Source organism: Niallia sp. HCP3S3_B10, from assembly GCF_052064465.1.
Classification (GTDB): domain Bacteria; phylum Bacillota; class Bacilli; order Bacillales; family Cytobacillaceae; genus Niallia; species Niallia hominis.
In genome coordinates this window covers 195,517-217,827 of the sequence record NZ_JBQHVO010000002.1, presented here as the reverse complement: position 1 = coordinate 217,827, position 22,311 = coordinate 195,517, and the positions used below count along the sequence as shown (strand labels likewise).

Annotated in this window: 26 protein-coding genes; 7 read left to right on the top strand and 19 right to left on the bottom strand. The window is 34.3% G+C overall.

Annotated features, from left to right (window positions below; all coding sequences use genetic code 11):
* Positions 1-164: 164 nt before the first annotated feature.
* A complete protein-coding gene (rpmF, locus tag ACTNDN_RS02555; protein WP_016200993.1) occupies positions 165-338 on the bottom strand; it encodes a 50S ribosomal protein L32 in 174 nt (57 codons plus the stop codon).
* Between the two features lie 93 nt (positions 339-431).
* Positions 432-944, bottom strand: coding sequence for a YceD family protein (locus tag ACTNDN_RS02550; RefSeq protein ID WP_031534268.1), 513 nt, complete (start codon positions 942-944; stop codon positions 432-434).
* Positions 945-1,419: 475 nt separating this feature from the next.
* On the opposite strand from ACTNDN_RS02550, the gene ACTNDN_RS02545 reads away from it, so the two are divergent.
* On the top strand, positions 1,420-2,634 hold the full coding sequence (locus ACTNDN_RS02545) for a nucleotidyltransferase (RefSeq protein WP_031534266.1): 1,215 nt from the start codon (positions 1,420-1,422) through the stop codon (positions 2,632-2,634).
* A gap of 82 nt (positions 2,635-2,716) precedes the next feature.
* On the opposite strand, the gene ACTNDN_RS02540 is transcribed toward ACTNDN_RS02545, so the two are convergent.
* The gene (locus ACTNDN_RS02540; RefSeq protein WP_031534264.1) at positions 2,717-3,508 is read right to left on the bottom strand and encodes a patatin-like phospholipase family protein; all 792 of its coding nucleotides are present in this window, start codon (positions 3,506-3,508) and stop codon (positions 2,717-2,719) included.
* 208 nt (positions 3,509-3,716) lie between these two features.
* On the opposite strand from ACTNDN_RS02540, the gene ylbJ reads away from it, so the two are divergent.
* On the top strand, positions 3,717-4,937 hold the full coding sequence (gene ylbJ / locus ACTNDN_RS02535) for a sporulation integral membrane protein YlbJ (protein ID WP_031534261.1): 1,221 nt from the start codon (positions 3,717-3,719) through the stop codon (positions 4,935-4,937).
* Between the two features lie 161 nt (positions 4,938-5,098).
* Here the strand turns inward: ylbJ and coaD are convergent, their stop codons facing one another.
* From coaD to ACTNDN_RS02475, 12 genes are all read right to left on the bottom strand, one after another.
* Positions 5,099-5,590: a pantetheine-phosphate adenylyltransferase gene (coaD, locus tag ACTNDN_RS02530; protein WP_031534259.1), complete on the bottom strand. Its 492-nt coding sequence runs from the start codon at positions 5,588-5,590 to the stop codon at positions 5,099-5,101.
* Between the two features lie 4 nt (positions 5,591-5,594).
* Entirely contained in the window at positions 5,595-6,161 is a 567-nt protein-coding gene (gene rsmD, locus ACTNDN_RS02525; RefSeq protein WP_031534257.1) for a 16S rRNA (guanine(966)-N(2))-methyltransferase RsmD, read from the bottom strand.
* Positions 6,162-6,718: 557 nt separating this feature from the next.
* The gene (locus ACTNDN_RS02520) at positions 6,719-6,994 is read right to left on the bottom strand and encodes a YlbG family protein (protein WP_031534255.1); all 276 of its coding nucleotides are present in this window, start codon (positions 6,992-6,994) and stop codon (positions 6,719-6,721) included.
* Between the two features lie 154 nt (positions 6,995-7,148).
* Positions 7,149-7,595 carry a YlbF family regulator gene (locus ACTNDN_RS02515; RefSeq protein ID WP_031534253.1) on the bottom strand — a complete coding sequence of 149 codons (447 nt, stop codon included), beginning with the start codon at positions 7,593-7,595 and terminating at the stop codon, positions 7,149-7,151.
* A gap of 76 nt (positions 7,596-7,671) precedes the next feature.
* Complete coding sequence (locus tag ACTNDN_RS02510) at positions 7,672-8,100, bottom strand: hypothetical protein (protein ID WP_048717759.1); 429 nt, start codon at positions 8,098-8,100, stop codon at positions 7,672-7,674.
* Positions 8,101-8,194: 94 nt separating this feature from the next.
* Positions 8,195-8,434 carry a YlbE-like family protein gene (locus ACTNDN_RS02505; protein WP_031534251.1) on the bottom strand — a complete coding sequence of 80 codons (240 nt, stop codon included), beginning with the start codon at positions 8,432-8,434 and terminating at the stop codon, positions 8,195-8,197.
* Positions 8,435-8,448: 14 nt separating this feature from the next.
* Complete coding sequence (locus ACTNDN_RS02500; RefSeq protein WP_031534249.1) at positions 8,449-8,868, bottom strand: YlbD family protein; 420 nt, start codon at positions 8,866-8,868, stop codon at positions 8,449-8,451.
* 227 nt (positions 8,869-9,095) lie between these two features.
* On the bottom strand, positions 9,096-10,154 hold the full coding sequence (locus tag ACTNDN_RS02495; protein ID WP_031534247.1) for a CAP domain-containing protein: 1,059 nt from the start codon (positions 10,152-10,154) through the stop codon (positions 9,096-9,098).
* Positions 10,155-10,357: 203 nt separating this feature from the next.
* The gene (locus ACTNDN_RS02490) at positions 10,358-10,825 is read right to left on the bottom strand and encodes a DUF420 domain-containing protein (RefSeq protein ID WP_031534245.1); all 468 of its coding nucleotides are present in this window, start codon (positions 10,823-10,825) and stop codon (positions 10,358-10,360) included.
* A gap of 123 nt (positions 10,826-10,948) precedes the next feature.
* Entirely contained in the window at positions 10,949-11,866 is a 918-nt protein-coding gene (cyoE, locus tag ACTNDN_RS02485) for a heme o synthase (protein WP_031534243.1), read from the bottom strand.
* 410 nt (positions 11,867-12,276) lie between these two features.
* Positions 12,277-13,515: an FtsW/RodA/SpoVE family cell cycle protein gene (locus tag ACTNDN_RS02480; RefSeq protein ID WP_031534241.1), complete on the bottom strand. Its 1,239-nt coding sequence runs from the start codon at positions 13,513-13,515 to the stop codon at positions 12,277-12,279.
* 225 nt (positions 13,516-13,740) lie between these two features.
* Positions 13,741-14,022, bottom strand: a complete 282-nt coding sequence (locus ACTNDN_RS02475; RefSeq protein ID WP_031534239.1) for a YlaN family protein — start codon at positions 14,020-14,022, stop codon at positions 13,741-13,743.
* A 249-nt stretch (positions 14,023-14,271) separates the two neighbouring features.
* Here ACTNDN_RS02475 and ACTNDN_RS02470 point away from each other — a divergent pair, with 249 nt between their 5' ends.
* Positions 14,272-14,760, top strand: coding sequence for a hypothetical protein (locus ACTNDN_RS02470; protein WP_031534237.1), 489 nt, complete (start codon positions 14,272-14,274; stop codon positions 14,758-14,760).
* 62 nt (positions 14,761-14,822) lie between these two features.
* On the opposite strand, the gene ACTNDN_RS02465 is transcribed toward ACTNDN_RS02470, so the two are convergent.
* Entirely contained in the window at positions 14,823-16,151 is a 1,329-nt protein-coding gene (locus tag ACTNDN_RS02465) for a PhoH family protein (protein WP_035415906.1), read from the bottom strand.
* 223 nt (positions 16,152-16,374) lie between these two features.
* On the opposite strand from ACTNDN_RS02465, the gene ACTNDN_RS02460 reads away from it, so the two are divergent.
* Together ACTNDN_RS02460 and ACTNDN_RS02455 are read left to right on the top strand one after the other, a co-directional pair.
* On the top strand, positions 16,375-16,983 hold the full coding sequence (locus tag ACTNDN_RS02460) for a YhcN/YlaJ family sporulation lipoprotein (RefSeq protein WP_031534233.1): 609 nt from the start codon (positions 16,375-16,377) through the stop codon (positions 16,981-16,983).
* An 81-nt stretch (positions 16,984-17,064) separates the two neighbouring features.
* Positions 17,065-17,265 (top strand): YlaI family protein, encoded by a 201-nt coding sequence (locus ACTNDN_RS02455; protein ID WP_031534230.1) that lies wholly within the window; start codon positions 17,065-17,067, stop codon positions 17,263-17,265.
* Positions 17,266-17,659: 394 nt separating this feature from the next.
* Here ACTNDN_RS02455 and typA read toward each other — a convergent pair whose 3' ends face one another.
* Positions 17,660-19,492 (bottom strand): translational GTPase TypA, encoded by a 1,833-nt coding sequence (typA, locus tag ACTNDN_RS02450; protein ID WP_031534229.1) that lies wholly within the window; start codon positions 19,490-19,492, stop codon positions 17,660-17,662.
* Between the two features lie 340 nt (positions 19,493-19,832).
* On the opposite strand from typA, the gene ACTNDN_RS02445 reads away from it, so the two are divergent.
* A complete protein-coding gene (locus ACTNDN_RS02445) occupies positions 19,833-20,027 on the top strand; it encodes a DUF5325 family protein (RefSeq protein ID WP_031534228.1) in 195 nt (64 codons plus the stop codon).
* A 4-nt stretch (positions 20,028-20,031) separates the two neighbouring features.
* On the opposite strand, the gene ACTNDN_RS02440 is transcribed toward ACTNDN_RS02445, so the two are convergent.
* Both ACTNDN_RS02440 and ACTNDN_RS02435 read right to left on the bottom strand, forming a co-directional pair.
* A complete protein-coding gene (locus ACTNDN_RS02440) occupies positions 20,032-20,832 on the bottom strand; it encodes an inositol monophosphatase family protein (RefSeq protein WP_031534226.1) in 801 nt (266 codons plus the stop codon).
* A gap of 290 nt (positions 20,833-21,122) precedes the next feature.
* Positions 21,123-21,317 carry a hypothetical protein gene (locus ACTNDN_RS02435; RefSeq protein ID WP_031534224.1) on the bottom strand — a complete coding sequence of 65 codons (195 nt, stop codon included), beginning with the start codon at positions 21,315-21,317 and terminating at the stop codon, positions 21,123-21,125.
* A gap of 260 nt (positions 21,318-21,577) precedes the next feature.
* On the opposite strand from ACTNDN_RS02435, the gene ACTNDN_RS02430 reads away from it, so the two are divergent.
* Complete coding sequence (locus ACTNDN_RS02430) at positions 21,578-22,198, top strand: DUF1054 domain-containing protein (RefSeq protein ID WP_031534223.1); 621 nt, start codon at positions 21,578-21,580, stop codon at positions 22,196-22,198.
* Positions 22,199-22,311 lie beyond the last annotated feature (113 nt).

Here is a 22,311-nt window from a genome sequence, read left to right as displayed (position 1 = left end):
CCTTATCTTAGTAGTATTTACTCCTATTATTGTACAGGTATATTGTCTTTTTCTATTTATTCTACTCTCTCTATTTTAACGCATCTGTTTTTATAAAAGTAGCCATATATGGAAAAAAGCACAAGAACCTAAGTTCTTGTGCTTTTAATCAAACAAAAAAGATATTAGTTGCTTACAACTTCTTTCCCTTTGTATGTTCCGCAAGCGCTGCATACACGGTGAGCAAGTTTCATTTCACCACAGTTAGGGCATTCTACCATACCAGGCACTTGTAATTTAAAATGTGTACGACGTTTTCTCTTTGCAGTTTTAGATGTTCTTCTAAAAGGTACAGCCATTCGTCCCACCTCCTTAAAGAGTATTAAGAAAGTAATGAGAAAAGATAATTCCAATCTCACGTTTTTCTTTTGCATAATTAAGTATGAGTTTAATTACTCATTTTCAAAAAACTTAGCAAGCCCAGCAAGACGAGGATCTACTTTCTTTTCCTGTAAATCTTGCTCTTGGATAACTTCCCAATCATTACCTGATTGAGGAGCACCTTCTTCTTTAGTATCTTCACAGAAGACTTGCATCGGTACCTCAAGTAAAAGTATTTCAGCAATAATTGGCTTTAAGTCAATTACATCCCCTTTTACTTGATGAACTTCCTCTTCGTCTGTTTCATATTCTGAAACTTTTAATAGGAAGGTTTCTGTTGTTTCAACATTAATTGGATAATCCACGTCTACTAAAGTACGAGAGCAAGGTAGCACGAGAGACCCTTTTATATTTAAATGAAAAGTCACTTTCGTTGAATCAATATCTGTACGTCCTGTTATATGAATAGGAGATACTCTTCTTATGGTTGGATCTGTTTCTTTGATCTCATCCATATTTATTGTTTCATCAATTGGCAATCCCTTACTTCGAAATTTTTGTAACTGGCTTAACGTCCATTTCATATATATCACCCCAAGGCAACAAAGGTAATTATAGCTTTCATATAATTATTTGTCAATATTTTTTCTTTACAGTAAATAATAAGCAATAAGTGAGTTAATCCCTTATTATTCGATTTCTTTTTTATTCTACCCATATTCAACAGAATTGCAACCAACAGTTCAATAGAAAGATTCTTTTTCTTCTATATTTACTTTTTATTTATGCACCAAAATGGAACCCCTTTTTCAAACTAACAAAATTTCGTTTCCACCTAAAAGTACCTAAATGAGATTGTATTAGTAATCCTACCCTTTTCTTCTCCCAAAAAACAAATGAATGTTAGTAGTTTATAAACACCCTTCTCCCATAAAAAATAATAAAATGGTTGTTATTCCCTCATGTTTCTCTTTTACAACCAATATTTTTAGGATAAACTTTTACTAGTAAAAACATTGGAGCTAATGTTTTAAATGAATAATAATTAGGGAGAGTGTAATGAAAGCTGTTGGTATTGTTGTAGAATATAATCCATTTCATAATGGACATTTGTATCATATCCAAAAGGCAAAGGAACAAACAGATGCAGATATCGTAGTTGCTGTAATGAGTGGTCCATTTTTACAGCGAGGGGAGCCTGCCCTTGTATCAAAATGGTGCCGTGCGAAAATGGCACTGGAAAATGGAGTTGATCTCATAGTCGAGCTTCCCTACTCTTTTGCTACACAGCATGCAGCTGTGTTTGCTAAAGGTGCTGTAGATATTCTCCAAGGATTAGAATGTGATTATTTATGCTTTGGAAGTGAGTCTGGGGATATAAACGAGTTCTCTCATACTTTCATCCAGTTACAAAGAAAACAGGACGAAGAAGATTTACTCGTGAAAAAATTTTTAAAAAATGGGTCGAGCTATCCAAAAGCCAAATCATTAGCAATGCAAGAATTAACATGTAGGGAAAACGATAGGGGACTAAATCTTAGTTTGCCTAATAATATATTGGGCTATGAATACTACAAAGCCGTACATACTAATCATTATCCTATGGAGGTTTGCACAGTTGCCCGAATGAATGCAGACTACCATGATAAAATATTTACATCTGACTCGATAGCAAGTGCAACAAGTATCAGGCAAGCACTATTAAAGGAAGAAGGTTCCTTAAAAACAATTGAGCCCTACCTCCCGCTTGCAAGTCTTAATCTACTTCGAAAGTATAAAGAAACCTATTTATCTTACCACACTTGGGAGAATTACTGGAGTTACTTAAAATTCCGGCTATTGCAAACAACCGCCAAAGAGCTGGCCACTATTTACGAAATGGAGGAAGGGTTAGAATATCGGTTCCTTAAATATGTGAAAGAAGCTTCATCTTTTCAAGCGTATATCCGCTTACTAAAAACAAAGAGATATACTTGGACAAGACTGCAAAGAATCTGTGTACATATTTTAACAAATACAAAAAAAGAAGAAATGGCTGTCCATTCACAGCCTTCCTATATTCGTTTACTAGGTACAACTGCAAATGGTCGGTACTATTTAAAAGAAAAGAAGAAGCAGTTCGCACTGGACATTATTAGTAAACTTTCTTCTTTTGATAAAGATAAAATCGCACTGGACATTCGCGCCTCCCAAATTTACGCTCTAGGCGCACAAGCAACAGCTCAAGAGCAGTTACTAAATATGGAATACTTACAGCATCCCATTATAAAGTAACCTCCTGTTGCTTCAATTAGGGATTTGTATTTTCCGAAAAAAAAACCGGGTGCTTTTGCCAATGCGCGCGGTTTTTTCCTATTTATTTCTTCTCATTTGTTCTTCTTTTCTTGATTTCCTTTTTAATTACATCGATATACTTTCTTGTTTCTGTTTCTCCTATTGCGATTATTTTCTCTAAATCAGTAAATGCTTTACTATTAAACATTTCTACTGGCGGTTTAATCATCACATCACTTGCAACTTCTCGCGATTCCACTAATTCCATCTGCATAATATCCAATGAACGCATAATTACATCATAAATATTTGAAATCTCAGCATTTACATTTACCTTTGCTACATCTACCGCAATAATGATATCCGCTCCCATCTCTTTTAAAACCGAAACAGGGACACGGTCAATTACTCCTCCATCAACAAGTAAACGCCCATCCATTTTCTCTGGAACAAATATGCCAGGAATAGATATACTTGCACGCACTGCATTAGCAATTGATCCTTTCCTAAAAACGACCTTTTCCCCTGTTAATAAGTCAGCAGCAACAACAGCAACAGGAATATCCAATTCCTCTAATTTTTTTCCGTAGGTGAATAAATGGATTAATTCCTTTACTCTATTCCCAGCAATAAAGCCCATTTTGGGGACAGTAAAATCTAAATAGTATTTCCGCTTAAAAAACTTCGATAATGTATATAGTCGCTGTATATCAGATCCTGCTCCATATAAGCAGCCCACAATTGCTCCTATGCTGCTACCGGCAATATAATCTATTGGAATATTCTCTTCTCTTAATACTTTGATTACCCCAATATGTGCAAATCCTCTCGCTCCACCTGAGCCTAGCGCTAACCCTATTTTTGGGCGTTCCATATCGTCTCACCTATTCTCTCTAAATTCAATCTACCTTAATCTTATGGTCTTTTTTTTCAGGTTATGAGTATATTGATTGGTAGAGGGATATTCTTTAGGCTAATTGTGTACAAGTATTGCTTCTACACGTTAAGGTTTTAAACCAGCCTTCCTTACATAGATGAGAATAAAAACCTACTATTATTATTTGAAGGGGGAGCAATATAATTTGTTACGCTCAAAATTTAAGACAGTCGCACTTGCATTATCCGCGTCTCTATTAGCTCTTGCCCTGATTTCTTTTCCTGGGGTAGCAGTTGACGCGTCAAAAAATGGACTGAATACTTGGTGGACGATTGTTTTTCCTTCACTTCTTCCTTTCCTTATCTTATCTGAAATTTTAATAGGTTTTGGTGTCGTTCGTTTTATTGGTGTTTTATTAGAGCCCATTATGCGACCGCTCTTTAAAGTTCCAGGAGTAGGCGGATTCGTTTGGGCCATGGGGATGGTATCCGGCTTTCCAACTGGAGCAAAATTAACAGCACGAATGCGTGAGGAAAAACAATTAACTAGAACGGAAGCGGAAAGGCTTGTTTCTTTCTCTAACGCTTCTAATCCAATGTTTATCATCGGCGCTGTTTCTGCCTCTTTTTTTCATAGTCCTAAACTTGGTCTCCTGCTTGCTTTCTCACATTACTTAGCCAATTTTACCGTTGGACTATTTATGAGATTTCACGGAAAAGATACAGAAAAGACAACAAAAGAGCCAAAAGAAAAAGCCTCCTTAAAAAGGGCGCTGCGAGAACTGCATCATACTCGTCTAAAAGACAAGCGCCCACTTGGAAAACTAATGGGAGATGCGGTAACCTCCTCGATTCAATCTTTATTAATGGTTGGTGGCTTTATCATTCTCTTTTCCGTTATTAATCGTTTATTATTTCACTTACATATTACTTCCTTTTTTGCAAAATTATTAGAATCTTTATTCCAGCTGTTTACTTTTTCAGGTGACTTAACGATACCCTTTATCGCCGGCATATTTGAAATTACATTAGGAAGTAAATTAACGAGTGATGTGGAAACATCTACCCTTATGCACCAAGCCATTTTAACGAGCTGTATCCTTGGATTTAGCGGATTAAGTGTACAAGCGCAAGTAGCAAGTATTCTCGCTCAGACAGATATTCGCTTTAAGCCTTTTTTCTTAGCGAGAATTATGCAAGCAATCTTTTCTGGCATCTACACTTTTATCGCATGGGACTTCTTTTACAAGACATTCTTGTCAAAAGATACACCAACAATTGCAATCCCAGGGATAAATAGGGAAGAAGTCTTCTTTCAGCAAATATTTGAAAATATAAGTACATGGGGGCCAATTGTAACAATTATTTCCTTAACAATCTATTGTTTTATTTTAGTAAAAAGATTAAGACCAAGAGGAGAATTATAAGACAATCTGGAGGAAAACTTCAAGACTCACATCGTTCACTGGGTGCCTAGAGATAAATTCAAACAAAAACTTCCTTAATTATAAATAAGACATCTTGCCACTATTTTGGCAAGATGTCCTTTTTTTGCTTGCTATAAAAAGAATTCCACTTTTTGAAAAACTTATTTTCCATCATAATGAAATTTTGCTCTTAATGCATCATTCACAATCTTAGGAACAAGCTCTGAAATGTCACCATCATATTTGCTTACTTCTTTCACTATGCTAGAGCTTAGGAAAGAGTATTGGTTATTTGTCATGATAAAAAATGTCTCGATATCGTCTGATAGTACACGGTTCATCGACGTAATCTGCATTTCATATTCAAAGTCTGATACTGCTCGTAATCCTCTAATAATTGCATTTGCATTTACGCTTTTTGCATAATCAATTAGAAGCCCTTCATAAGATGATACAGAGATATTCTGAATATCCTTCGTTACCTCTCTTATTAGCTCCAATCTTTCATCCACCGAAAAAAAAGGTTTTTTGGCAGAATTATTTAATACACATATGTATACATGATCGAATACTTTAGCAGCCCTTTTAATTATATCAATATGACCATAAGTAATCGGATCAAAACTACCTGGGCAAACTGCTACACTAGCCATCTTTTTAGTCCTCCGTACCATTTTGTAAGGAATAAATAGAAACTCCAATTATTCCATATTTTTCATGTCTCACTTGTTGAAGTCTATTTACTGCCACAGGTAAAGAAATATCCGAACCATGCTCACATACAATGACTCCTTCATCCTTTAACAGACCTGCTTCATCAATAAATGTTAACATATTTTCTAATTGTTGCTTTTTATATGGCGGGTCTAGGAAAATATAATCAAAGCTTTTTTCTCTTTTTTGCAATGCTTTTAAAGCACGATTCGCATCATTGCGAAATATTTCGGCTTGGCTGTCCAATTTACATGTAGAAAGATTTTCTTTAATCGTATGTATTGCTTTTCCTTCTTTATCTACAAAAATAACAAGATCTAACCCTCTACTTAAAGCTTCAATGCCAAGTCCGCCGCTTCCAGCAAATAAATCAAGGCCTTCTCCTCCTTGAAAGTAAGGACCTATCATATTAAAAATAGCCTCTTTCACTTTATCTGTAGTTGGTCTAGTCGAGTTACCAGGAACAGCCTTTAATGGAATCCCCTTATTCTTACCGGAGACAACTCTCATTTCAATCACCACAACCCTATTTTACTTAAAGTTATTTTACCTTCCCTATCCTACCATAAACCTATTAGAGAGCCAACATTTTAACGATTTATTCCTTTTATCTGTCAATTTTTATTCGTAAAAAGATAATCAAATCGGAATATTATTACCATTGCATCCTCTTTATATGGTATAGATTAAACCTAATAAATTTTGTTACCTCTAAAAAATAATTTGTTTTTATGTATAAGTGGTCACCGTATGGGGATAATGTAAGTAACAGCATCTATTCGAGGATGTTGTTGCCAACCGCGGAGAAGACTTACGTTTCCCCATAAGTTCTTCCTCCGGTTTCTCCTCTCCCTTTACCTTCTGTTCTTATGAATAATAAGAACGTAGAAGGACCCTGCAGGCATATGCTTGCAGGCTTTTTTTGTCTTTTTCATAGAAAAAACAGTATTCAATGAAGGGCATGGCGGATTCCACCTTTCCTTTACATAAAATACTGCTTTTGTTTTTCTTCAACTACTTATAAGGGATTGTCCTTAGAATGAACATTCCAATAAAGAACAATTTTCTTAAATCCCCATTTTATAATCATATTCTTTCGCTTTATCTGGTCGCGAATTTTCAAATTCCACTTTTAAAAATGGCTTATAGGAAGGCTCTACCTTTTTAACGAAAGAATGAGCATTAATTTTTTCCATTATGCCATCCACATCACTTTGATTCGTGTAGAGCACAACATATTTTAATCTTTTGGAAATAAAATGAACATTTCCATATCTTCTTAACATTTTTGCTTGCTTTAGTGAAAATAGCCAAACAATGATTCCCTGTCGTTGCCCTAGCATAATTTAACCCCTTTAAAATACCATTATTTATCATAATAGCATAGGCAACCAAAATAGAAAAGTCGGAATCTGCTTTTACGAACGCTAGTAAGCCATAAGAAACGTCAAAATAAAAAAGCAATGATCCTAGATTTGATCATTGCCTCTTCGTATATTATGCAGAACAACTACAGCTTCCACCACTTCCACAACCACCGGCGCAACCAGAAAGTTCATCAAAAAATGGATTTCCTGTTGGTACTTTAATAAAAGTAGAAACAGAACGTCCGATAATAACACTGACATCATCTAGAAGCTTTTGCAAACCATTCTCCGCTACTTTAAATGCTGCCACATTATCATCTACATCCATATCGCGTTTTAGCTGTCTAATTTCCATCATGACTTTTTTATATTCAGGATGGTATTTTCCAAAACGCTGAACCTCTTCATAAAGCTCTTTCATTTGGTTAAAAGAATGAATTTTTTGCTGTGTTTCCTTATTTGATTGTAAATTGGCCAAACAAATACGGTATTGTTCTGCAACATCTGAGTTTAATATCATTTCTGCAATGTCTTCTGCTTCCTCTTGAATAAGAAGTATTTCAGTTGTCGCAAGCACGTATTCGCTCACCTCCAATTCTTATTCTACATGAAAGACAGAAGAAAGAAAAGGCTTGTGACTTCCTTTTTCTTCCCTACTCTTTAATCATTACTTGAAATGACTTTTTAAACTTTGTTGTTTTGCTGGCAACATCCATAACAGATAAGTTCATTGTATGTTTTCCTGTTTTTAATCCTTCAATCACAAATGCAGCAGAAGAATATTCCTTCTTCTCCCCATTTATCTCCAAAACGATTTTTCCTAATTTCCCATTGCTATCTTCTCTAAAAGAATAGTCTCTCACTTTACATTCCACAAATACTTTATTTCCTTTAACAATATGACGCACATCAAATTCCTCTTTTGCTGTAGGGGAGAAAGAGGCTTGTACATCTGCAGCCGTAGGTATGGCAGAATAAGTTGCAGCTTCTTTATTTGTCTTTACTTCTGGATCTGGAACATCATCACCACATCCGGTTAAAAGGAGAAAAGCAGGAATACAAATCATTCGGATTTTTTTCAAAGTAAACACTCCTGGTAATTTTTAATGAATTTTCATTTCGGTTAGTATTACCATTCATGCTTTTTTTACTCTAAATAATGTTTATCTTAAAAAGTTATGATTCAGCATTCATTGCTTGAAACATACTAACCATCATGGATGCCATTTGAACACCATTTGAAAATTTTTGTACGTGATCTGGAATGGTTTTCTTATAATAATGAAGAGATGCTATCTCAAAGGTTTCCAACTGATTTGGATTTCTGCTTAATTGTCTATACCATTGCGGCTGTTCTCTTATAAATTGTTGTAATTCTGGATTCTGCGCAATATATTCTTTAATGCTTTGTCTCATATCCATCCTCCTACTTAATCTTTTCTAAAAGAAAACGGCCCAGAAGGTTTTTGTTCTTTTGGCGCAGATGATCCACTAGAACCACTATTAGGAGCAAATTGTGAAATGACACCTTGAATCGTTCCTAAAGCTTGATTTAAGTTTGCTAAGTATCCCTGTATTTGATTTTGATCCATCTTTTTTAGTGTATCAACAATATTAGACATCCAGACAGTTCGATTTGCTTCTGTCTCTTCTTCCTTTTTGCTAGAAGATTCAGAAGCACCTTCTCGTAATCCGTCCCATCTTGCATCATCAGAACCTAATAAATACCAATCTTCATATAATTCTTGTAATGTCACCTTGCCACTTCTCGCTTCTTTTAATATTTTGGGATTTGCTTTCACAAATGCTTTAAATTCTTCTACAGAAGGATGAAGTTCTTTATTAGCCATCATTATTTCACCTCTAATTTGATACATCTGCCTATATTACTTTATGATGCACTTTAGAAAACGTGCAAATCCTCTGTGTCATCCTGTAAATTTTATTGCTATAAACCCGTGGCCTATTTTATTTATTTTTCCTATTGAAAAAGCAATAATCTTTTAGAAAAACCAAACCAAAAAAGCTGACAACCAATCAAATGATTGTGGTTGTCAGCTTCTTTCATACTATTATTTCACCATTTTTCAATAAAATTCTGTGTATAGTATTTATCAAATACGCCTACTCCAAGATGAGTAAATTTCTCATTCAATAAACACTCTCGATGTCCTTTGCTATTTAACCAGCCTTCGATTACTGCAGGGGCATCCGCATAGCCTGCTGCAATATTCTCTCCAGCAACTTGATAAAATACGTCTCCTGCCTTTAAACGGTCCTCTAGATCTCCATACTTCTCTGATGTATGGGAGAAATCCTCGGTTTCAAACATATCTTTACTATGGCCTAATGCGACTTCAGCAGTAGGTTGATCCCATTCTACTTTATTTAATTTAAATCTTTCTCTTAACACATTTGTCATATCTAATATTTGTTTTTCATTGCCTTCTTGAATTTCTTCACTATATTCCACATTATTATCTGTTTCTAATAGTTCTCCTCGATAAACTAATTCATAAGGCCTTAAATGAAGTAATGTTCGTGCATCCATGTAACGAACACTTGATAAAGTTCCATTAAATTTATCAAAGTATAGCTGTGCATAATAATCACCTATCTGAATTAATGGACGGTTATTTATTTCATCCTCCGATAATTCGAATCGGTAAGAAGAATTTTCATAATTAAAGCTAATATTTGTTTCAATTGGTGTCATCGTATATATATCCCCAACTTCTTGTCCGATTTTATAAGGATTAATATTCACAGCACTACCAATTGCATAGACAGTCACCACTTTGTCATTTAGAATTCCCACCTGAAAATACTCAGATACATTCTTATTATAAATCCACCAATCGTATTCATAGGCTGACGGATCGATTCTAGTTGGTTCACCATATTTCTCTTTTAGTTCATTGACACTTTTACCAATCAAGCTCCCTAATCCTTCTTTAGGAACTGGTAGAATTTGCGAATTCTCTGCTGCTTCATTGAGATTATCCTCCACTTTTGTAGGGTTATCTCCATTTTCAACTAGTACGTCTGGCTGTTCCTTATCATCTGTTATATTAAAATAGAATCCAATTGCTGATAATACTGCAATAATTACGACAGTTCTTAATAAGATTTTCAGAGGATTCCCCCCTCTCTAGCATTGTTTCTATCAATATATGTTGACTTCTTACTAAATAGTATAACTTAATTTAAATAATTTTAATAGAATAAGTAGTTTTTCCATTTTTAGTCCACAAAATAATAAAAAAACTGAAAACAGAGTCCTTTTATTCCAAGGAATTTGTCTTCAGTCTGAATGCTTCTATTCTCTCGAAGCATTTATTAAAATCCTAATATTGCCTTTATAACAGACGTTGTTTCTCCACCATGATAGAAAACATAGAGAAGTAAATAGACGGCTGTTCCTGTAATAGCGGTAATAAACCAGATAATGCTTGTCATTGGACCTAATTTACGATGTTTCGCATATTGTTTTTTATAGCCTGTATACAACATAATAATTCCTAACACCGCCCCGATTGTAGCTAGTGTAATATGAAATATTAAGAAGATTGTATAATAAATCTTAATATCATCTGGTCCCCCAAAAGAAGTATTGCCAATAAAAACCGTTCTTGATGCATAGATAACAAAAAAGATTACGGCAAAAACAGCTGCAAAAAGCATTACCATCTGATGTTCTTTTCTTTTTCTTTTCTTGATTAACCCCCAGCCAATAGCTACAAAAATGCCACTCAAAACGATAAATGTAGTACTTATTGTCGGCAAAATCGGTAATGTAAATTCCATTAAACTACCCACTCCATATAGTATTTACCTCTTTGTTTAACTAACTCCCCAAATTCCCTTATTTCTATTAAAACAAGTCATTATTCTCGAAACTCGTTTTTCCCCTAAAAAAGCGATTTTTCTTTAGAATAATGTAAATACCACCATTGATACAAATAGTATTGTTAAATATTGAATGGAATAGATGAACATTGCTGTAGCCCATTTATATTCATCTTGCTTTTTACTTGCTCGAATTCCTGTAATAACCCAGCCAATATTTAGTAACGTTGCTAAAACTAAAAATGGGATACCAATTTGATATAACAAAAATGGTAGTGGAAATAATGCAACAATCCATATATACGTATGTTTCTTTGTTACTTCAAATCCTTTTACAACAGGTAACATCGGAATTCCTGCTGCTCGATACTCTTCTACTCTTCTAATCGCTAAAGAATAAAAATGCGGTGGCTGCCAAACAAACATAATTAAAAATAGGCTCCAAGCAATAACATCAAGTCCAGGATCAATTGCGGCCCATCCAATTAGTGGAGGCACTGCTCCTGAAAAACTCCCGATAACAGTATTTGATACCAATCTCCGCTTAGACCACATTGTATAAATCACAACATAGCTAAATGCTCCAACTAAAGCAATAACTGTAGCAGTGATAGTTGTTAGCAATAAAAACAAAGTACCTATTAAAAGAAATCCAAAACCTAGGACTGCAACATTTGAAGGCTTTGCTTTTCCTGTTACAGTCGGTCTTGCCTTTGTTCTTTCCATTAATGGATCAATATCACGATCAATAAAATTATTTAACACACACGACCCAGCAATAATTAGTCCTGAGCCAATCAAAGTATATAAAATGATATCAATGTGCTCTAAAAACTTTGCATCTGTAAAGACAATTGCAAGCCAGATACCTGTAAATACCGTAATTAAGTTTGAATTCACAATTCCTATTTTAATTAATGCAAGAAAGTCCTTCCAGGCACTTGTTTCGGCTTGCTTATCCGTCAATTTGGCATTTGAATATGCACGAAAATTAGCCATTGATTATGTCTCCCCCTTCTATTACATAGTAAAGAAAATACTATTTAAATAACCGTTCATTTCCATTTGTGTCATTATTCACATTTAACAACATAGTAATGTTAAAAAAGACTCTTTTGCTATTAAAACATATTTTCACAGAGATTTCTCTCTTTTTTTTGAAAAAACTTCAGTTTTCACATTATTGGAAAATTTGTCCATTTTAGATAAACACTTCGAAAGCGTTTTAGGAATAAAAGACACTCTTTTTATTATAGCTTTTTTTTACAAGGAAGCAAATTAATTAACCTTTTAAATATCAATGTTCAGATTTTAAAATATAAAAAAGATAGCACCAACTATCTGTGCTATCTTTTATGAATCTATTAATTAGGCATTTTTCGTAAAGTTTGTTACTAGGAAGCCCTTTGCTATAAAGGTCTGTTTGTTCGAACAAATGGGGAAGTAGGTTGATTCGCCTGTGGAATATCAGCAACATCTTCAACTTTTGGTTTATAAACCCTCTCATATTTTACAAACATCGAAACATTCACTAAAATCCCCATTCCAATAGATAATTGTAAAAGGGACGATCCACCATAACTTACAAAAGGTACTGGCACACCGGTTAATGGGATTAATCCAGAAATCCCGGCAATATTAATAAACGCTTGAATCCCAACCATACTCGAAATCCCTATCGCTAGTAAGCTTCCAAAAGGATCTTTGCACTTTAATCCCGTATAAATGCCCCGTAAAACAATATAGCCAAGACCTAATACTACAAAGCCTACACCAAAGATACCTAGTTCCTCCGCTATTACAGCCATAATAAAATCGGTGTGACCATCTGTTAAATAGCCAAGCTTTTGTACTCCTTGTCCCAAGCCAACTCCTTTAAGACCACCAGAGCCAATCGCAATAAGTGAATTACTCATATGATAACCAGAATCTTGCACAACATCTTCGCCAAAAGGGGAATCCATAAACACAAATATTCTCGCCATTTGCTTTTCCGTAAACACACTTTTACCAGCCAGCTGCATACAAAGTAGCAATAGGAGTATAAATCCTAATCCAATAAGCATCAGCTTCGATAAATTCTTCCAATTCATTCCTGAACAGAGAATAATTGTTGCACCAATCATCAGAATAATAACCGCTGTCCCAAAATCTGGTTGAACCATAACTAAAGCACAAACAATAACTAAATAGGCTAGTGGTGGGACAACACCCCTATTGAATTCATTAATATAAGACTGCTTTTTTGAATAGATAGCCGATAAATAAATGATTACAGATAGTTTAACAAACTCTGCCGGCTGAAGACTTGAGGTTCCAATTTTATACCAACTTTGCGCATTTCCGTAAACACTACCAAACAAAAATATTCCACCTAAGAAAAAAATAGACCCAAACACCATTGGTACTAATATTCTATTGCTTAGTAGGGCCTTGTATGGAAAAAGTGCGACAACAATGAATGCAGCACCCGCTACTATAATATTCATAATCTGCTTCTTATAATAAAAATCACTACTATCATGTCCATAATATTGGACTGCTGAAACCATGCTCGCACTATAAATCATAATTAAGCCAAATAAAATTAACAGCACCATCGCTATAATAATTGTGTAATCATACGATTTTAATATCTTCTTTATCATTCAACCGCATCCCTTATTCATTCTCCTCATTTAGAGTATTCGTTGTCTCTTATCTATTTCCTGCTGAAAAGGATAAAACTTCTATTCATTCTCTTAAAATATCGGGCGTAAACTTATATATATTTTTAACTAATCCTATTTCGTATGTACTTCCCTTATTTTAGAATAATACACCTAACCACTAAAAAAACTCAAACAATGAATGCTTTTGTTTGAGTTTACTTTTTATTTTCTTATAGAAGCTTCATGCAAATTCGATAATTCTTTTTCCAACTCATCTAAAATCTTCTTGCCAACATGCTCTTCTACTAATCCTAATCGAATAGCAAAATCTATCTCTTTAGACAATCCATACATTTGCGTATCCAATACCTCTTCATATAGAGGACATTGAGGCATTGTTAAATTATCCATCTGAACTTTAATTAGTTTTAATATCTTCTCAGCATCAGCTTTCAATAGCTCATTTGCTTTTTCTTTATGATTAATAATCATTTCAGAAGTCAATCCTATCCCCCCGTTTCCGAGCGATTATCCTATCTATAAAGTTTAAACTCAACCTAGGAAAATTGCAAGAACAATCCCCCTTAAAAAATCTAAAATTTCGTTTCTAACCTTCTAAATGACAGAAAGACAAGAAGAAGCTATACTTAAATTAATATTGTTTTTAGACTGCTAATTATAAATCAATCATGTCCTCATTAATTAGCAGAATTTTAATACAATCAACGAATAAAGAATAAGGAGGAGAATTTAATGAATACTATTATTCAAGTTACCGGATTAGTAAATTTTCCGATAACCATTGATCCGACTGTATGGATATTTGATGATCGTAAACAAACCGCTGAGTCAGTATTCGCGCCAGTCGAAGTAAAGGATGAATTAGAAGCATATACAAAAGAAGCATCCAAGCACTGGGATCAAGAGATTACAGAAGGTGCTAAAGTGCCAGAGCAATCCACAAAAACTTATAAAAAAGTAGAAATGCTAACTGGTACCTTTTATATGCCTTTAGCTCCTTTTATAAAAAATACTGAACCAAAGGAAGTAGCAAAAAATCTGTTAATCACAACAGATGAAGAAGAATATACTATTCCACTAGAAGAAATCGATTCGATTTTCTTATTATTTTGCGTAAAAGGAAAACCGCTTACAGAAGATGGTCCTGTATATATTTTTGATAATACAAAAGCCAAGAAACAAACGCCTATCAAAAATGTCAAAGCATTTAAAATTACATAATAGAGCATCCATCCACATTTACGCCATCTAGCAATTGCTAGATGGCGTAAAAAAGCTAAAGTTTATAATAAATCTGCAGCTAACTGTGCTAGAGACGATCTCTCTCCTTTGACTAATTTTACATGTCCAGCTATTGGCTGGTCTTTAAAACGTTCTACCACATAGCTTAATCCATTATTAAAAGCATCTAAATAAGGATGGTCGATTTGTTCTGGGTCTCCCATTAAAACAATTTTACTTCCTTCTCCTACCCTTGTTAAAATCGTTTTCACTTCATGCTTTGTTAAGTTTTGTGCTTCATCAATAATAATAAATTGATCAGGGATACTTCTTCCTCTAATATACGTTAATGCCTCTACTTCTATTGAGCCCATTCCTGCAAGAATTGCTTCTAATTCACCAGGTTTCTTTGTATTAAACAAATACTCGAGATTATCGAAAATCGGCTGCATCCATGGCCTTAATTTCTCTTCCTTCTCTCCAGGAAGAAAGCCTAGATCCTTCCCCATTGGTACAATAGGTCTTGCAACTAATAATTTTTTATAATCGCCAAAATCTTCTGTTTGCATCAATCCTGATGCTAATGCCAATAAAGTTTTTCCTGTTCCTGCTTTCCCTATTAGCGTAACTAACGGCATGTCTTTCTTTAATAACATTTCAATTGCCATTGTTTGCTGCACATTTCTTGGGCGAATTCCCCAAATATGCTCATGATCAAACACTAGCTTTTTCACATATTTTCTTGATGAATCAACAATTGCTAACGCAGATGACGAAGACCCTAATACATCCTTTAAGATGAGAAACTGATTAGGATAATAACTTCCATTGCCAATTTCCGTGACAGGAAGCTGTCCAATCTCATAAAAGCGATTTAATACATCAATCGTTACTTGTACATCCATAAAACCGGTATACAAATCTTCATTTTCAACAACTCGGTCACTTAAGAAGTCCTCACTCATAAGCCCAATTGCATCTGCTTTAACACGGACTAGTGTATCTTTACTTACTAAAATAACGGTTCGTCCATTTTCTTTTTTGCTTTCTTCTATTGATAAATTTTTTGCAACTGCTAATATTCGGTTATCATTCGTTTTTTCCACAAATATTTCTTGAAGCTCATGAAAAGATCGGTGATTTAGTTCAATTCTTATAGTTCCGCCATTTTCCAAAGGAATCTTATCATGCAACTTTCCTGCTTCTCTTAAATTATCGATCAATCTAGATATTTGTCTTGCGTTCCTTCCGATTTCATCCATGTACCGTTTTTTGCTGTCTACCTCTTCTAATGCTACTGCTGGAATTACTACATCATTGTCACTAAAAGAAAAAATGGAATATGGATCCTGTAACAAGACATTTGTATCCAATACGTAAATTTTACTCAAACCGATGCCCCCTGCTCTAAAACGTCATATATTGCTGCACTATCCGTGTAACGGAAAGAACCTTGGTAAAATATATGTTTTATCGCATAAAGATAGAAGATATTTCTCACAATAAAGAGAGAGGAAGTATAAAAAAACATAAAAATGCTCATTTCCACCAACAAATCAGGTGAAAATGCACACTTTTAGAAGTTATTCTTCAATATTAAAGGAGGTAATTTTTATGAAAAAAGGATATTTGTTCATTGCAATCCTTTTTCTGCTTGCTGGATGTAATAACAATAATGTAGAAAATAGCCAACAATCAGAGAATAGAGATGATACCCCTCATGTTACAAATGTAAAAAATTCTACTATCGAGGAAGTTGACCGTAAAACAGGACAGGATATTGCCAAAAGACTCGTTTCCCTTGCAACAAGTATCGAAAATGTCAATGATGCAACAGCAGTAGTCATCGGTAAATATGCCCTTGTAGGTGTGGATATTAACGCTGACTTAGATCGTTCAGAAGTCGGTTCCATCAAATATTCTGTTGCAGAAAGCTTAAAGAACGATCCTGATGGGGCAAATGCTGTCATTATTGCTGATCCTGATATGAATGCAAGACTAAAAGAAATTGGCGAAGATATACAAAATGGGAAGCCAATCCAAGGTATCTTTAATGAATTGGCCGATATTAGCGGAAGACTAATCCCTGAAGTACCTGCTGATATGATTAAAAATGAGCCAGATGGGGATATGAAAAAGCCGAATGAAAAATTGAATGAAGAAGAAGAAAAAGAACTGAAAAATGACCAAGATGAGCAATCGAATAATCGTATAAGAGATTAAAATTCGATTTTCTATACGATTTTATATATAATGTGCCTATAATCTATTTTTTTCGATCTTATAGGATTAGAGGTGCAGCTGTTGAAAGTAAAATGTGTAATATGTGATAAAATTGAAGATATAGACGAAAATTCCTTTCAGGCAAAACGACTACGAAATCGGCCGATTCATACGTATATGTGTAAAGAATGTGAAGAACGAATTGCGGAAAATACAAAGAAACGAATAGATTCTGGCAACTTTGTTCTTTATCAAAACAAAACGCAAGAAGATGATTGGTAAGTAGACAAGCAGTATCAATAAAAAGAAGATCTTTTAGCTAAGGTCTTCTTTTTTTTACATACTTCTTTTTTAACTGCTTCGTTATTTAGAGGTTATTTGTTGGAAACACGAATTTATGCTTCTATTTTTATTACGTTTGGTTTTAGATCATGGTAGCTAGTATGAGATATTCTCTGTTACCTTTCACTTTGGATTTTCTTGCTCAATGGAAAAAAGTGGGGGTTATGAACACCACTTTTCTCTTTCAACTTGCGAAATCTGGTTTTCATCTCCAATAAAAACACTATTTTTCCACCTTACTCACTCTAAATGACAATTTCCAGCGAAATCCCTACCTCCGCCCTACTCTAAACACAAAAAAGAAGCCATCAACAGATGACTCCTTTTCTTTTATTTATTCAGCAGATTTTTTCTTCTTGCCAGCTCTTTCACGTTCTGCTTTATTTAAGATTTTTTTACGTAAACGAATGGATTCTGGAGTTACTTCACAATACTCATCTTCATTTAAGTATTCTAAAGATTCTTCAAGTGTCATAATTCTTGGTTTTTTCATTGTTGCTGTTTGGTCTTTGTTTGCTGAACGGATGTTTGTTGCTTGTTTTACTTTTGTGATATTAACAGTAATGTCATTTTCACGTGTATGCTCACCAACAATCATCCCTTCATAAATTTCAGTCCCAGCTTCTACAAAGATAATTCCGCGGTCTTCTACTTGCATAATCCCATAAGTAGATGATTTTCCAGATTCCATACTTACTAATACACCTTGACGACGTCCACCAACTTGGCCTGATGCCATTGGTTGATAGCTATCGAATGTATGGTTGATGATACCATATCCGCGTGTTAATGTTAAGAATTCAGTTGTATAACCAATTAGTCCACGAGCAGGTACGTTAAAGATTAAACGAACTTGTCCGTTACCATTATTAATCATATCTAACATTTCACCTTTACGAGCACCAATTGACTCCATTACAGAACCTGTATGCTCTTCAGGAACATCAATTTGTACACGCTCGATTGGCTCACAACGAACACCATCGATTGTTCTAACAATAACTTCTGGTTTTGAAACTTGAAGCTCATAACCTTCACGACGCATATTTTCAATTAAGATAGATAAATGAAGCTCTCCACGTCCTGATACAGTCCATGCATCTGGAGAATCTGTATTTTCAACACGTAAACTTACGTCTGTTTCTAATTGAGCGCGTAATCTTTCTTCAATTTTTCTTGAAGTTAAATATTTACCTTCTTTACCTGCAAATGGAGAGTTATTAACTAAGAAAGTCATTTGAAGAGTTGGCTCATCGATACGTAAAACTGGAAGTGCATCTTGATGTTCAAAAGGACATACAGTTTCACCAACGTTAATATCTTCCATTCCTGATACTGCGATTAAATCTCCAGCGTATGCTTCTTCGATTTCTTGACGTTTCAATCCGAAGAAACCAAAGATTTTTGTTACACGGAATTGTTTAACAGTTCCATCTAATTTCATTAAAGCTACTTGTTGACCAACTTTCATCGTACCGCGGAATACACGACCGATACCAATTCTTCCAACATAGTCGTTGTAGTCTAAAAGAGCTACTTGGAATTGTAAAGGCTCTTCGCGATTATCAACTGGTGCAGGAATATGCTCTACAATTGAATCATATAATGATTGCATGTTTTCATCTTGTTTTTCAGGGTTTGTGCTGGCTGTACCATTAATAGCTGATGCATAGATAACAGGGAATTCTAATTGTTCTTCTGTTGCATCTAATTCAATAAATAAGTCAAGAACTTCATCAATTACTTCAGCAGGACGAGCAAAGTCACGGTCAATTTTGTTAACAACTACAATTGGAGTTAAGTTTTGCTCTAATGCTTTTTTCAATACGAAACGTGTTTGAGGCATACAACCTTCATATGCATCAACAACAAGTAGAACACCGTCAACCATTTTCATGATACGTTCTACTTCTCCACCAAAATCAGCATGTCCTGGTGTATCTAGGATATTAATACGTTTATCTTTATATTGAATAGCAGTATTTTTCGCTAATATTGTTATTCCACGTTCTCTTTCTAAATCATTGGAATCCATTGCACGTTCTTCCACATGCTCGTTTGTACGGAATGTGCCGGATTGTTTTAGCAGCTGGTCAACCAACGTTGTTTTACCGTGGTCAACGTGAGCAATAATAGCAATGTTACGAATATCTTCTCTAATTTTCAAAAATTTCACTCCTACCTAAATATGTCTATCTTGATTTAATTTATTTTTTTAATAATATTATAACTGAGTCATTATATCACATAATTCCGAAGAAACCTAAAAGCTTTTATAAAAAACACTGAATGAAAACGCTATTTTCGAAAAATATTTTTTAAACTAACCTTTTTATCCGATAATTATCAATTTCTTTACATTTTTTCTGTTCTTTCCAAGCCATCCCATTGTATTATAGAAGGAGAAAATAGATAAAAAACCCACATCTAGTCGCTGTGGGATCATTTAATCATTATCATACGCTATTATTTCCGATTAATATATACCATAATAAAGGAAGATAATCATGAATTTTGATAAATATCCATTTTTTTACTATAACATCTATGGAATTTCAAGTTTTATTGGTATCGGTATATGTATTGCTGAAAAAACATTAGTTGGCACACTCATTTGTTTTTTCTTAATGTGTGGGATTTGGTCACTTCGATCCCAAAAGAAAAAGAAAATGCAACAAATATTGGAAAAACAGCAGTGTTAGTCTTTTACCAGTTACCATCCTTTAAATATTTTTCGAGTATTTCCTCATGTAATCCAGGTTTAGAAGCAAAAAAAGATTGTTGTGTTAATAAATCAAGAGGCTCATTTTTTAAAGTTGTTACCTTTCCTCCAAGTTCTTCCACCATTATCTTGCCTGCTGCGTAATCCCATGGCGATAATCTTAAAGTGAGATAAGCATCCATTCGTCCAGCTGCAATATAGGCAAGTTCTAAACAAGCTGACCCGAAAGATCTCGTTCCTCTAGATTCCCTTACCAGTGGTTCTAAAATGCTCGGATCTATACGTTTATTTTTCGTAACCCATGTTGCATTTAATCCAATAATAGCCTCATCAACAGCGGTGTCCTTTAAAGGGAGTAGCTTTGTTTCGTTCATATATACCCCATTCCCCTTTTGAACATGGTATAGTTCATCTGCAACTACATCATAAATTAAGCCGATTTTCCCTATTCCATCCTCATAAATACCGATTGAAATCGCGAAATCCCGTTGCATATGGACAAAATTCATCGTTCCGTCAATTGGATCAATAATCCAGACAATCCCCTTTAAATCTTCTAAAGATTCACTTACTCCCTCTTCTCCTAAAATTCGATGAGCAGGAAAAACATCATTTATTTTATTTATCAAAAACTCTTCCGTCCCCTTGTCTATTTGCGTAACTAAATCATTTTTATTAGATTTTGTTTGAATAATGAGCTCAGATGAAAAAGACTTGATGATCCTTTCCCCCGCTTCTTTTATCCATTCTTTTGCATACTTATCAATTTCAAGCCAATTTGTCATTTTCTCAACCTTCTTTACATTCTTTTTTCCAGCACTTCCTATATTTTAGCTAATATAATCTCTAAACATACTTCAAAAGAAGCTATCTTATTCTCTATAGTATCATAAAATAAGAAAATTCTATAAATTGCAGTGCTATAGAATAACTATTTAAAAAGTCGATTGCCATTAAACAAGTTTCCTTCCTATCATTCCCTAAATAATGTAGCAAGCAAAATCATGCAGCTGACTCTATAGGAATTCAAATTTCCTTCCTATAGAGTCAGCTGCATGATTATCTATTATATTCCTTATAATGCTTTAAGTCTTAGAAGTTCCTGCCTGATTCTTTCTAGTTTTTGCTTACTTAATTTTTTTTGTTTTTCATCTTTTTCATTGATTGCATCGAATAAGGTAGCCAATTCATAATCCATTTCTAGACGAAGAACAGCCCTTTTTTCCTTTTCCACTTCCATTTTCTTCGCTAAATTCATCAATTGTTTCACTGACAGTACACCCCTTTCATCGACTTGCATTTCTGTGATTTCATATATATTATGTGAAAACCAATTAGCTTGCTCCTTTTTTGTGCGATAACCTAGTGCAATCCAAATTTCTTCATAATATTATTTATGTATGCTACAATATTGGCGAAAAGCATATCAAAAGATGAATATACAAGAAAATAACTAAATAGCTTACTTGATTATATATAAACTATTTACCCGGAAACATAAGAGATAAACTCAAAAGGAGATAAGAAATAATGTCGTTCACTGGTTTTATACAAAAAGATTTTGATACATTTAAGATTGAAGGACTGGATTCAAGAATGGAAGCAATTCAAGAGAGAATTCAGCCGAAATTCCTCGAAATTGGCGCAGAGCTTACAGATGAACTTTCAGGTAAACTCGGAATGGAAATGTTCCTCCATATTGCCAAGCACGCAAGACGGACCGTGAATCCCCCAAAAGATACATGGCTTGCGATTGCAAATAATAAGCGTGGATATAAACAACATCCACATTTCCAAGTTGGCTTATTTGATGACCATCTCTTTATATGGCTAGCTTATATATACGAACTTCCAAAAAAGAAAGAAATTGCACAAGGCTTTTTAGAAAATTACGAGCTAATACAGTCATCTCTGCCGAAAGATTATTTCCTTTCCATGGATCATATGAAAAAAGAGGCTATAAAAATAGAAGAAGCCGATTTAAAAGCAGCTTTAACAAGGTTCCGCGATGTAAAAAAAGCTGAATTTTTAGTTGGTCAGCAAATCCCAGTTGGTAATCCGATTCTTTCAAATGGAGAAGCATTACTCTCCTTAATTGAACATACATATGATACATTACTTCCAATTTATAAATTATCAATGGAGTATTAAAGAGGACAAAAAAACTTGGGTATACCAAGTTTTTTTGTCTATTAAGAATCACTCTACTAGCCTTCAATAGATGCGGAAAAAAAAAGCACCCTAATTAGCATCATGACTTTACA

Excerpts from the sequence above, each read along its gene's own strand:
- rpmF (WP_016200993.1), bottom strand. The coding sequence starts at position 338 with ATGGCTGTACCTTTTAGAAGAACATCTAAAACTGCAAAGAGAAAACGT.
- ACTNDN_RS02550 (WP_031534268.1), bottom strand. The coding sequence starts at position 944 with ATGAAATGGACGTTAAGCCAGTTACAAAAATTTCGAAGTAAGGGATTG.
- ACTNDN_RS02545 (WP_031534266.1), top strand. The coding sequence starts at position 1,420 with ATGAAAGCTGTTGGTATTGTTGTAGAATATAATCCATTTCATAATGGA.
- ACTNDN_RS02540 (WP_031534264.1), bottom strand. The coding sequence starts at position 3,508 with ATGGAACGCCCAAAAATAGGGTTAGCGCTAGGCTCAGGTGGAGCGAGA.
- coaD (WP_031534259.1), bottom strand. The coding sequence starts at position 5,590 with ATGGCTAGTGTAGCAGTTTGCCCAGGTAGTTTTGATCCGATTACTTAT.
- rsmD (WP_031534257.1), bottom strand. The coding sequence starts at position 6,161 with ATGAGAGTTGTCTCCGGTAAGAATAAGGGGATTCCATTAAAGGCTGTT.
- ACTNDN_RS02520 (WP_031534255.1), bottom strand. The coding sequence starts at position 6,994 with ATGCTAGGGCAACGACAGGGAATCATTGTTTGGCTATTTTCACTAAAG.
- ACTNDN_RS02505 (WP_031534251.1), bottom strand. The coding sequence starts at position 8,434 with ATGAGACAAAGCATTAAAGAATATATTGCGCAGAATCCAGAATTACAA.
- ACTNDN_RS02500 (WP_031534249.1), bottom strand. The coding sequence starts at position 8,868 with ATGGCTAATAAAGAACTTCATCCTTCTGTAGAAGAATTTAAAGCATTT.
- ACTNDN_RS02490 (WP_031534245.1), bottom strand. The coding sequence starts at position 10,825 with ATGGAATTTACATTACCGATTTTGCCGACAATAAGTACTACATTTATC.
- cyoE (WP_031534243.1), bottom strand. The coding sequence starts at position 11,866 with ATGGCTAATTTTCGTGCATATTCAAATGCCAAATTGACGGATAAGCAA.
- ACTNDN_RS02480 (WP_031534241.1), bottom strand. The coding sequence starts at position 13,515 with ATGATAAAGAAGATATTAAAATCGTATGATTACACAATTATTATAGCG.
- ACTNDN_RS02470 (WP_031534237.1), top strand. The coding sequence starts at position 14,272 with ATGAATACTATTATTCAAGTTACCGGATTAGTAAATTTTCCGATAACC.
- ACTNDN_RS02460 (WP_031534233.1), top strand. The coding sequence starts at position 16,375 with ATGAAAAAAGGATATTTGTTCATTGCAATCCTTTTTCTGCTTGCTGGA.
- ACTNDN_RS02445 (WP_031534228.1), top strand. The coding sequence starts at position 19,833 with ATGAATTTTGATAAATATCCATTTTTTTACTATAACATCTATGGAATT.
- ACTNDN_RS02440 (WP_031534226.1), bottom strand. The coding sequence starts at position 20,832 with ATGACAAATTGGCTTGAAATTGATAAGTATGCAAAAGAATGGATAAAA.
- ACTNDN_RS02430 (WP_031534223.1), top strand. The coding sequence starts at position 21,578 with ATGTCGTTCACTGGTTTTATACAAAAAGATTTTGATACATTTAAGATT.